The organism is Deltaproteobacteria bacterium (genome assembly GCA_020848745.1).
In the GTDB taxonomy this organism is placed as follows: Bacteria; Desulfobacterota; Binatia; order UTPRO1; family UTPRO1; genus UTPRO1.
Genome location: JADLHM010000037.1, coordinates 1 through 9,881 on the forward strand (window position 1 = coordinate 1; position 9,881 = coordinate 9,881).

Annotated in this window: 12 protein-coding genes and 1 other RNA gene; 3 read left to right on the top strand and 10 right to left on the bottom strand. The window is 69.5% G+C overall.

What is annotated here, in order from left to right; genetic code table 11:
- A partial coding sequence (locus IT293_04905) for a transposase (GenBank protein MCC6763985.1) occupies positions 1–585 on the top strand: 585 nt, incomplete at its 5' end.
- Positions 586–955: 370 nt separating this feature from the next.
- On the opposite strand, the gene ssrA is transcribed toward IT293_04905, so the two are convergent.
- The 7 genes from ssrA to IT293_04940 form a co-directional block, all read right to left on the bottom strand.
- Positions 956–1,304: a transfer-messenger RNA gene (gene ssrA, locus IT293_04910) on the bottom strand.
- 91 nt (positions 1,305–1,395) lie between these two features.
- Complete coding sequence (locus tag IT293_04915; GenBank protein ID MCC6763986.1) at positions 1,396–2,073, bottom strand: HAD family hydrolase; 678 nt, start codon at positions 2,071–2,073, stop codon at positions 1,396–1,398.
- Between the two features lie 21 nt (positions 2,074–2,094).
- Positions 2,095–2,568: an SsrA-binding protein SmpB gene (gene smpB, locus IT293_04920; GenBank protein MCC6763987.1), complete on the bottom strand. Its 474-nt coding sequence runs from the start codon at positions 2,566–2,568 to the stop codon at positions 2,095–2,097.
- A gap of 21 nt (positions 2,569–2,589) precedes the next feature.
- The gene (locus tag IT293_04925; protein MCC6763988.1) at positions 2,590–2,976 is read right to left on the bottom strand and encodes an aspartate 1-decarboxylase; all 387 of its coding nucleotides are present in this window, start codon (positions 2,974–2,976) and stop codon (positions 2,590–2,592) included.
- Positions 2,973–3,830 (bottom strand): pantoate--beta-alanine ligase, encoded by an 858-nt coding sequence (locus IT293_04930; protein ID MCC6763989.1) that lies wholly within the window; start codon positions 3,828–3,830, stop codon positions 2,973–2,975. The genes IT293_04925 and IT293_04930 overlap by 4 nt, the downstream gene beginning before the upstream one ends.
- Positions 3,831–3,858: 28 nt before the next feature.
- Positions 3,859–4,743: a 3-methyl-2-oxobutanoate hydroxymethyltransferase gene (gene panB, locus IT293_04935; protein ID MCC6763990.1), complete on the bottom strand. Its 885-nt coding sequence runs from the start codon at positions 4,741–4,743 to the stop codon at positions 3,859–3,861.
- Positions 4,744–4,933: 190 nt separating this feature from the next.
- Positions 4,934–5,569 (bottom strand): deoxynucleoside kinase, encoded by a 636-nt coding sequence (locus tag IT293_04940; GenBank protein MCC6763991.1) that lies wholly within the window; start codon positions 5,567–5,569, stop codon positions 4,934–4,936.
- Between the two features lie 121 nt (positions 5,570–5,690).
- Here IT293_04940 and nagZ point away from each other — a divergent pair, with 121 nt between their 5' ends.
- The gene (nagZ, locus tag IT293_04945; protein MCC6763992.1) at positions 5,691–6,752 is read left to right on the top strand and encodes a beta-N-acetylhexosaminidase; all 1,062 of its coding nucleotides are present in this window, start codon (positions 5,691–5,693) and stop codon (positions 6,750–6,752) included.
- 6 nt (positions 6,753–6,758) lie between these two features.
- On the opposite strand, the gene mtnA is transcribed toward nagZ, so the two are convergent.
- Together mtnA and IT293_04955 are read right to left on the bottom strand one after the other, a co-directional pair.
- Complete coding sequence (gene mtnA, locus IT293_04950; GenBank protein ID MCC6763993.1) at positions 6,759–7,877, bottom strand: S-methyl-5-thioribose-1-phosphate isomerase; 1,119 nt, start codon at positions 7,875–7,877, stop codon at positions 6,759–6,761.
- Between the two features lie 84 nt (positions 7,878–7,961).
- Positions 7,962–8,984, bottom strand: a complete 1,023-nt coding sequence (locus IT293_04955) for an NAD-dependent epimerase/dehydratase family protein (protein ID MCC6763994.1) — start codon at positions 8,982–8,984, stop codon at positions 7,962–7,964.
- 144 nt (positions 8,985–9,128) lie between these two features.
- On the opposite strand from IT293_04955, the gene IT293_04960 reads away from it, so the two are divergent.
- A complete protein-coding gene (locus IT293_04960; protein ID MCC6763995.1) occupies positions 9,129–9,602 on the top strand; it encodes an SRPBCC family protein in 474 nt (157 codons plus the stop codon).
- Positions 9,603–9,608: 6 nt separating this feature from the next.
- Here IT293_04960 and IT293_04965 read toward each other — a convergent pair.
- Positions 9,609–9,881, bottom strand: a 273-nt coding sequence (locus IT293_04965; GenBank protein MCC6763996.1) for a hypothetical protein, incomplete at its 5' end; no start/stop codon positions are given.

A 9,881-nucleotide genomic window follows, 5' to 3' on the forward strand; every position in this document is an offset into this window, starting at 1 on the left:
CACGACCCTGCTATCGCTTCTCATGGCGTCATCCTCCGGCGCCCGCCTACCAGCGGACGCGAGTTGTGGATCAACTCGCCGGAGAATGACGCCTTTTTCCTTTTCTACCAATCAACCGACACTACCCGCATCCTGCACTTCAACGTGACCGCGAATCCCACGGCGACGTGGGTCGTCCAACAGCTGCGCGAGGCCTTCCCTTTCGACACGGCACCACGCCACCTGATCTTCGACCGGGACGCGATCTTCTCCGCGTCCGTCGCCTCGACGATGACGTCGTTCGGCATTCAGCCCACCAGGACCGCGTGGAAGAGCCCCTGGCAGAATGGCGTCGCGGAGCGATGGGTCGGCAGCATCCGCCGCGACGTGCTCGATCACGTCGTCGTGCTCAACGAGCGTCACCTGCGCCGGCTGCTCACGGACTACGTCGCCTACTACCACGACGACCGCACGCATCTCGGCCTCGACAAGGCGACTCCGACGTCACGATCCGCAGCTCCGTGCCCCGCGGGAGACGCCGAGGTCGTCGCTCTGCCACGCCTCGGTGGATTGCACCACCGCTATGAGTGGCGCGCCGCCGCGTAGCGCGCGAGTCAACGAGGCCAACCCGGTCTCCGGCTTCGCTGCCAGACGCCACCGATGTCCGATGTGGCGCCGCTCGGCTCGGCGTCGGCAACAACCGCGACGCCACTCGTTTCTGGCGTGCCGCTCCCAACTCCACGCCGCCAGGTGCCCGATCGCTGACCTCGCCAAGTCCGTCGCGACCGCATCCTCATCCCGGTTCAACACATCGTCTCGACAGATCCAAAAATTTTGGCGAAGCACAGCTGGAGCAGGCAGAGCGCCGGGAAACCGGCCGCTCCGCGATCCTGGCAAGGCCTTCTACCAGGCGGAAACCGCCCTCCAGATCGTCGACTTGTTGGACGACCCGGAGGACGGTTCGAATTGGTTGCGTAAGTGGAGGCGGGGGGAATTGAACCCCCGTCCGAAGGTGATCCGCCGAAAGCCCCTACATGCGTAGCCGGTGCTTTGATGTCGGGCTTTCGGCTCCCATCGGCAGGATCCTCGGCCCCATTCGGTTTAGGTTTCGGCTACCGCTTTACCGACGTCGTCGGCAGCCTAGCCCGAAGTGCGTCGCCCCAACCGCGCCTACGGGCGCAGCGCGGTGGGACGTCGTTGCTTAATTAAGCAGCGAGAGCGTAGGAATCGTCTGCGTTTAAGCAGTCCGCTTTTGTTGACGGGGCCTGCGGAATCCCCGGCATGCGACTCTGGTTTCACAGCCTCCGTCGAACCCGATCGCCCCCATGGCGTGCGGTGACTTGAGCTCGCGCGACTATAAGACCGGGTTCGGTGCCTGGCAACCCACGAACCATGGCGCGTCCGCAAGCGCGCCGCTCAGCGTGCGGCGGCGATCAGCCCCGCGAGATCGTGCTCCAGGAGCTCTCCGATGCGGTCGATGGTGACGTCGGCCTCGCGATACCCCGCAAGCGCCTTGGAATCGGCTGCGTAGTGACCCTGGCGCGGGAAGACCGTCGTGACCCGCCCCCCCCACACCTTCTTCACCGCATCGAGGATGCGGAGCTTGTCGTCCACCAGCACGTAGCGCTCGGCCGGGTAGCGGCGCTCGACGTCGTCGAGCTCGACCTCTTTGTGGATATAGATGAGGACGTTCTTGTCCACCGCCTCGAAGAGGCCGGAGCGCTCGACCTTGCGGGGCTGGAACACCACGTCGCCGTCCGACAGGATCACGGTCGGACCCCAGGCGCGCAGGTGCTCGATCACGTCGAGCGAGTTCGGGTAGAGCCGGTTCGCGAACGGGTAGTTCACGAGGAAGTACGACACCGTGAGGAGATGCGGGTCGCGCGGGTGCTCCACCCGATAGCGCTGGAGGGCGCCGAGATAGTCGGCGTAGCCGAGCTCGTTCCTGATCTCCTCGAAGATCGCCCAGTAGCGCTGCTGGCGTTCGGGACCAACCTCGCGCTCGAGGTGCCGCATCAGATCCGCGACGATTCGATCGTTGTCGAGCAGCGTGTTGTCGACGTCGAGCAGGAACACCACCGACTGCTTCGCCATGGCTTTCTCCCCCCGTCCCGGTCACCCGCGCTTGCGGTCGGATCGCATCGCGCGCGCGGTCTCCCGTTTCGCCTCGCGTTCCTTGATCGACTGCCGCTTGTCGTGCAGCTTCTTGCCGCGGCCGAGCCCGAGCTCCACCTTCGCCCGCCCGCGGGCGTTGAAGTAGATGCGAAGGGGAATCAGGGTCAAGCCTTGCTGCTTGAGCTTGCCTTCGAGGCGGTCGATCTCGAGGCGGTGCAGCAGGAGCTTCCGGCTGCGGGTCGCCTCGTGGTTGTCGCGCGACGCGGGGTCGTAGGGACTGATGTGGACGTTGGTGATGAAGGCCTCGCCGCGGCTGATGCGGGCGAAGCTGTCGACGAGGTTGGCCCGCCCCGCGCGCAGCGACTTCACCTCGCTGCCGGTGAGCACGAGCCCCGCCTCGATCGTCTCCTCGATGAAGTAGTCGTGCCGCGCCCGGCGGTTCACGACCATCGGCGGTTGGGAAGACCCGGCCATGGACCGAGCCTTCTACCTCGCCTAGCGAACGACCGACAGCGCCCCGTGGGGGTTCTCGCCCCGCCGCATCTTGTTGTTGCCGTCGACGTACACGACCTTCGGCACGAGGTTCCGCGCCTCCTCCTCGTTCATGCCGGCGAAGGTCGCGATGATGAGCAGGTCGCCGCGCTGGACCTTGCGCGCCGCGGAGCCGTTCACGCAGATCGTCCCCGAGCTCGGCGGACCGGGAATGACGTAGGTCTGGAAGCGCTCCCCGTTGTTCACGTTCCACACGTGCACCTGCTCGTGCGGGAGGAAGTCCGCGGCATCCATGAGCACGGAGTCGACGGTGATGCTGCCTTCGTACGTGAGATCCGCATCGGTGACGGTGCAGCGATGAATCTTGGATTTCATCATGGTGCGGGTCATGAGCTTCTCCTCTCGAGCAGGCGATTGTCGATGAGACGGGTGGAACCGATCCAGACGGCGAGCGCGAGGAGCGCCCGGTGGTCGGCGTCGACGACGGGCGCGAGCGTGTCCGGGTCGACGAGCGCAACGTACTCGGCACGCGCGAGCGGCTCGCGCGCGAGCACGGCGGAGGCGGCATCGAGGATGGCCGTCGACGCACGCGCCCCGGAGGCGACCGCCGCCTCGGCCGCGGCGAGCGCCGACGAGAGACAACGCGCGGCGTCGCGTTCCGCCTCGTCGAGGTGGCGGTTGCGCGAGCTCATCGCGAGGCCGTCGGCCTCGCGCACGATGGGCGCCCCGAGCACGTCGACGTCGAGGAACAGGTCTCGCACCATCCGACGGATGAGCGCGAGCTGCTGATAGTCCTTCTCACCGAACACCGCTACGTCCGGCTGCACGATCGCGAGGAGCTTCCACACGACCGTCGTAACTCCGCGGAAGTGGCCCGGCCGGTGCGCCCCGCAGAGAGGCTGCGCGAGCTGCTCGACCGTCACGAAGGTCTGCGACTCCGCCGGGTAGATCTCGTGCACGTCGGGCGCGAACAGCACGTCGGCGCCGGCGCCGGCGAGAAGCGCGCCGTCCCGCTCGAGGTCGCGGGGGTAGCGGGCGAAGTCGTCGGCGCGATCGAACTGGACCGGATTCACGAAAACCGACGCCACCACCCGGTCGGCGTGTCGCCGCGCGAGCGCGACGAGCGAGAGGTGGCCGTCGTGGAGCGCCCCCATGGTGGGCACGAGCGCCACCTTGAGGCGGTCGCGTCCTCGCACCTCGCGGCTCCAGGCCTGCATCGCGCTCACCTGTTCGATCGCCCGCACATCCGATCCTTAGGCGCCGACGATCGTCCTAGCCGACGGCGCGCTTGCGGCGCGCCGGACGCGGACCGTTGCCGGCGGCTTCGCCGCCCTCGGCCCGCAGCAGGAACGAGTGCGCGTCGTCGGGGAAGGTGCCGGTCTGCACCTCGCGCACGTACTCGGCGACGGCCTCGTGCGAGGCCCGGCCGATCTCGGCGTAGCGCTTCACGAACTTCGGGGTGAAGCGGTCGAAGAGCCCGAGCAGATCGTGCAGGACCAGGATCTGGCCGTCGCAGTGCACGCCGGCGCCGATGCCGATCGTCGGGATCGTGAGGCGCATCGTGATCTCCTCGGCGAGGTCGAGCGGAATCCCCTCGAGCACGACGGCGAAGGCGCCCGCCTCCTCGACCGCGAGCGCGTCGGCCATCACGCGCTCGCGCTGTCCCGGACCGCGGCCCCGCCGGCGGCCCTGGACCTTGTGGCCGCCCATGCGGTGCACCGACTGCGGCGTGAGGCCGATGTGGGCCATGACCGGGATGTCGACTGCGGTGAGCGCGCAGATGGTGTCGGCCATGGGGATGCCGCCCTCGAGCTTCACGGCCTCACAGGCGCCTTCCTTCACGAGCCGCCCGGCGTTGCGGAGCGCCTCCTCGCGGCTCACCTGGTACGAGAGGAACGGCATGTCGCCGACGAGCAGCGCGCGCGTGCGGCCGCGCGCCACCATGCGGCAGTGGTAGATCACCTCGTCCATGGTGACCGGGAGCGTGGTGTCGAGCCCCTGCACCACCATGCCGAGCGTGTCGCCGACCAGGATGACGTCGACACCCGCCCGGTCGACGATCTGCGCGAACGGAAAATCGTAGGCCGTGAGCGCCGTGATCTTCGTTCCCGCCTCCTTCATGCGCTGGAGGTCGGGCACCGTCACCTTCCGTTCCATGAAAAAAGCCTCCCGAACCGATTCGGAAGGCTTCGTCTGCCGGCGAACTCCCGCCCACGCCTCTCCCGCGTGCCGCGATGGCCGCATCAATCAGGGATTGAAGTCGACCTCGCTTCAGGAGAAACGCGCTTGGCCCGGCGCGCGCTGCGTTCCGTCTCGGTCCCGTCTGTCGTTGGCTACCGGCCGGTAGCTACTGGGATCCAAGCGGTATGTATTGCTGCATTCCCTTCTTGGCGCTGCGGATCTCGCGGATCAGATCCTCGAGATCCCTACCCTGCTCGACGAAGTCGATGTCCGAGCAGTTGACGACCAGAACCGGCGCTTCGGAATACTCGTGAAAAAAGCTTCGGTACGCTTCGATCAGCCCTTCGAGATAGGCCTCGCTGATGCCCCGCTCGAAGTCGCGGTTTCGCTTCCGCAACCGTCGCTTCAATACCTCAGGCCGCGCCTCCAAGTAAATGACCTGGTCCGGAACGGGGATCGGGTCGCTCATGAGCGCCAGGACCTCCCTATAGAGGGCGAGCTCCGGCCCCTCGAGATTGAGCTCGGCAAAGAGGCGGTCCTTGGCAAAAAGGTAATCGACGACGAGCCCCCGGCCATCGCGCCCGGCCGTGAGCGCCCGCTGCTGCTGGTACCGATCGAGCAGGAATCGCAGCTGGGTCGCGAGCGCCGCCCGGCCGGGGTCGGCATAGAACCGCTCCAGGAACGGGTTGGCGTCGGGCCGCTCCTCGACCAGGGCGGAACCGAAGGCGTCGGCCAGACGCCGCGCGAGGCTGGTCTTCCCGACCCCGATCGGCCCTTCGACGACGATGTAGCGCTGCTCCACCACGTCCGGGCGGCCCCCTAGCACGCGGCCTCGCCGGGTGTCGAGAAAGTCGTCGGCGCGCGGCGGGCCGCGGGAGTGCCTGCGAATTGAGCCCCTGCAGCGGCGCTGCTAATCCCTCGCGATGCCCTCGCTTCGCGCCGCGGTCGCGCGCTGCTTCCTCGGTGGCCTTCCCGGAACGACCCTCGACCGCGACACCCGCCGCCTCCACGCCGAGGTGCCGTTCGCCGGCGTCACGCTCTTCCGCCACAACGCGAGCGATCCGGTATCGATGCGCGCGCTCGTCCGCGACCTCCACGCGCTCGATCAGGCGGCGCCGCCGCTCGTCGCGATCGACCACGAGGGCGGGCGCGTGCACCGCGTCGCGCCTCCGTTCACGCACTTCCCGGCGGCGGCCGCGATCGCGCCGCGCGGGCTCCGCGCCGTCCGCGCCGCCGCGACCGCCATGGCGCGCGAGCTCGCCGCGCTCCAGATCGACCTCACCTTCGCGCCGGTCCTCGACGTCGCGAGCAATCCCGCGAACCCCGTGATCGGCGATCGCGCCTTCGGCACGACGCCGGAATCAGCCGCGCGCGCCGCGCTCGCCGCCTTTCGCGCGACCCGCGCCGCCGGCCTCCTCACCTGCGGCAAGCACTTCCCCGGCCATGGCGACACCGCCGTCGACTCGCACCTCGAGCTCCCCATCGTCGCCCGCGATCGCCGCGGCCTCGGACGCGTGGAGCTGCCGCCGTTCCGCAACGCGATCCGCGCCGGCATCCCGATGCTGATGACGGCCCATGTGCGCTACCCGGCGCTCGACCCGACGCTGCCGGCGACGCTCTCCCCCCGGATCATCACCGGCCTGCTACGACGCCGACTCGGCTTCCGCGGCGTCATCGCCACCGACGACCTCGAGATGCGGGCGATCGCCGACCATTGGGGACCGGGCGAGACCGCGGTCCGCGCCCTCGAGGCCGGCTGCGACCTCCTCCTCTTCTGTCACCGCCAGGACTGGCTCTGCGAGGCCGTCGACGCCGTGGAGCGCGCCGTGAGCACGGGGCGCCTCGCCGAGACCCGCATCGCCGACGCGTTCCGCCGCGTCTCCCGCCTCATGCGGTGGCGCCGGAACCACACGCGGCGCGAACGGCTCGCGGTCGTCGGCTGCGCGGCGCACCGGCGGATCGCCGCCGATCTCCGCGCCGGCTGAGGTTGCTCAGCCTTTCTTGCTCTGGCGCTTCGCGCTCGACCGTGGGCGCGCCGCCGCCTCGCTCTTCGGCGCCTCGCCCTTCACGACACGCGGCAGGCTCTTGTTGAAGGGCGGGCGCGCGATCCCGCGCTCGGTGATGATCGCGGTGACCAGATCGTGCGGGGTCACGTCGAACGCCGGATTCGCGACCCGGATGCCCGACGGCGCGATCTGGCGATCGAAGATGTGCGTGACCTCGCGGCTCCCGCGCTCTTCGATCGGGATCTTGTCGCCGCGCGGGCATCCGAGATCGATCGAAGACGTCGGCGCCGCCACGTAGAACGGGATGCCGTGGCGGTGCGCGAGGACGGCGACGGTGTAGGTCCCGATCTTGTTGGCGACGTCGCCGTTGGCGGCCGTACGGTCGGTGCCGACGATGACGCAGTCGATCAGGCCCTCTTTCATCATGTGACCGACCATGTTGTCGGTGACGAGGGTCGCGGGGATGTGCTCCTTCTTGAGCTCCCACGCCGTAAGTCGGGCGCCCTGCAGGTACGGGCGCGTCTCACTGCAGTACACGCTGATGCGCTTGTCGGCCTCGACCGCCGCGCGCATGACGCCGAGCGCGGTGCCGTAGCCCGCGGTGGCGAGCGCGCCTGCGTTGCAGTGCGTGAGGATCGTCGAGCCGTCCTCGATGAGCGCCGCGCCGTGCCCGCCGAGCGCGCGGTTGGCGGCGATGTCCTCCTCGTGGATCGTCCGCGCCTCGCGCTCCAGCATGAGACGGAGCGTCTCGACGTCGCGCGTCTCGTTCTGCACGTACACCCGCCGCATGCGCTCGATCGCCCAGAACAGGTTCACCGCGGTCGGCCGGGTGGCCGCGAAGGTGCGGCAGATCTTGTCGAACTCGCGGCGGAGCTCCTCGCGCTTGAGCGTCCGGACGCCGAGCGCGATGCCCATCGCGGCGGCGACGCCGATCGCGGGCGCCCCGCGAATGACCATGTCTTTGATGGCGCGGGCGACCTCGCGATAGTTGCTGTAGACGCGATAGACCTCGCGTACGGGTAGCAGACGTTGATCGATCATGACGACGCGACCTCGCGTCCATTCGATCGTGCGCACGCGGGTTCGTCGGGGAGCTTGGGGCATCGCGGTCACCATCCTCGTCCGGATCGGCGGACTATAGCACGCGGTTCCGAGGACGACAGCGCAAATCGTGGCGCGCGCGAGCGCTCAGGCCGCACGGCGAAGCCACCCGAGCCCGGTATGGCGCGCGAGCACGCCGCGGATTCCATCGCGTCCCCGGAACCCGAGCTGCTCGGCCGCCCGCGTCGTATCGGCGACGAAGGTCTCGCGGAGATACGCGACGTGCTCGCCCGGCACGAGGCCCGCACCGACGACCCACAAGCTCCGGAGCAGCGGCCGCAGGATCGGCTCGACGAAAGCGGCGCGCACGCGGCCGCTCAACTTGATCACCGTCGACCAGGGCAGGACGCCGTCGGCGGCGACGTTGAACGCGCCGTCGTACCGGCCGTGCACGGCGAGACGCGTCGCTTCGACGAGATCCTCGACGTGCAGGAGCTGCACCAGCGGATCGGCACCGAGCACCGCAGGAACGAACGCGGCGGCGAGGAGCCGCGCGGTCAGCGTGCGATCGTCCCCGAGCATCGGCGCCGCGCGCAGCATCGCGATCGGCAGCCCCGTCCGGGTCCGCAGGCTCGCGACCTCCTGCTCGACCGCCACCTTGTCGGCGACCCACGGATACGCGCCGCCGCCGCGCAGCGGCGCGTCGTCGTCGAGATACTGCGGGTTGTCGCCGCGGGCGCCGTAGCTCGCCGTCGTACCGAGCACGACGACGTTCTCGACGGTCCCCGCGCGGCGCGCGTTGTCGGCGATCGCGCGGAAGACCGCGCGCGTCCCCAGCACCTCGAGCTCGTGCGCCGCCTCGACGTCACGGCGCGGCGTATCGTGGAACGCGGCGTGGACGACGGTGTGGACGTGCTCGCGCGCCAGGATCTCGGCGAGCGCGACGTCGGCGAGCGTCGCCGTGAGATCGATGCCGCGAAAGCTCGTGTCGCGAAGGGGCATCGCGGGCGCGCGCCGGTCGAGGAGCACGAGGCGTCCGACGCGCTCGTCGGCCTCGAAGCGGCGCACGAGCGCCGCGCCCGCCGCCCCGTGCACACCCGTCAGGGCCACGACCCGCCGCCGGCGTCGGCGACGCCGCGGCCCCGCCTCGACCGTCGTCCCCTCGTCCACGCGCCGGACGATAGATGCGGGCCGCGACGGGGGCAAGCGAGACGACGCGCGGTGGCGGAACGCCGACGAGGACGGCGGACCGGCCGGCGCGCTTGCCGCTCGCGCGACGTGGACCTGGTGAGGAATGCGGGTTAGGGTCCGCCGATGCTCGAACACCAGCAGAGCTTCACGACGTCGATCGATGCGCCGCTCGCGCTCTGCTACGAGGCGATCGGCGATTTCGACGCGTACCCGACCTGGTCGTCGCCGGTCTCCAAGATCACCGTGCTCGATCGGCATCCCGACGGGAAGGCGCGCCGCGTCGAGTTCGAGGTCGACATGAAGCTGCGCACGGTGCGGTACGTGCTCGAGTACACGTGGCATCCGCCGAACCGTCTCACGTGGAAGATGGCGGAGGGCGACCTCGCCGACATCGAGGGCAGCTACGTCTTCGAAGCCGACGGGCCGAAGCGGACGACCGCGACCTGCTCGCAGGCGATCTCCCTCGGCTTCTGGGTTCCGAGCCTGATCCTGCGCCCGATCGAGCAGACCGCGCTCAAGCAATCGGTCCTCGAGTTCAAGACCGCAGCCGAGCGCCTGGCCGCCGCCAGACCGGGCACGGCGAAGAAGCGCAGCTGAGGCCGGTCACGCGGCCCGGCGGCGTTCGCCGCCCGCGCTCCGCCCGCGGTCGAGGCCCGCGTGCATCCACGCCCGCACCGTGAGGACCGACCAGACCGGCTCCCAGGGCGCGCGGCCGGCGAGAAACGCCTTCCAGAGGCCGTCGAGCGCCTCCTGGCGGAACAGATTCTCGCCGTCGTCGGTGAGCAGGTGCTCCTCGCACGAAGCGCGCAGCTCGTTCCGGAGCCAATGTCCGATCGGCGGGGGCGGCGGCGGCGCGAGGCGCCGCAACAACGGGGG

Coding starts and splice junctions, on each gene's coding strand:
- IT293_04915 (MCC6763986.1), bottom strand. CDS start 2,073: ATGGCGAAGCAGTCGGTGGTGTTCCTGCTCGACGTCGACAACACGCTG.
- smpB (MCC6763987.1), bottom strand. CDS start 2,568: ATGGCCGGGTCTTCCCAACCGCCGATGGTCGTGAACCGCCGGGCGCGG.
- IT293_04925 (MCC6763988.1), bottom strand. CDS start 2,976: ATGACCCGCACCATGATGAAATCCAAGATTCATCGCTGCACCGTCACC.
- panB (MCC6763990.1), bottom strand. CDS start 4,743: ATGGAACGGAAGGTGACGGTGCCCGACCTCCAGCGCATGAAGGAGGCG.
- nagZ (MCC6763992.1), top strand. CDS start 5,691: ATGCCCTCGCTTCGCGCCGCGGTCGCGCGCTGCTTCCTCGGTGGCCTT.
- mtnA (MCC6763993.1), bottom strand. CDS start 7,877: ATGCCCCAAGCTCCCCGACGAACCCGCGTGCGCACGATCGAATGGACG.
- IT293_04960 (MCC6763995.1), top strand. CDS start 9,129: ATGCTCGAACACCAGCAGAGCTTCACGACGTCGATCGATGCGCCGCTC.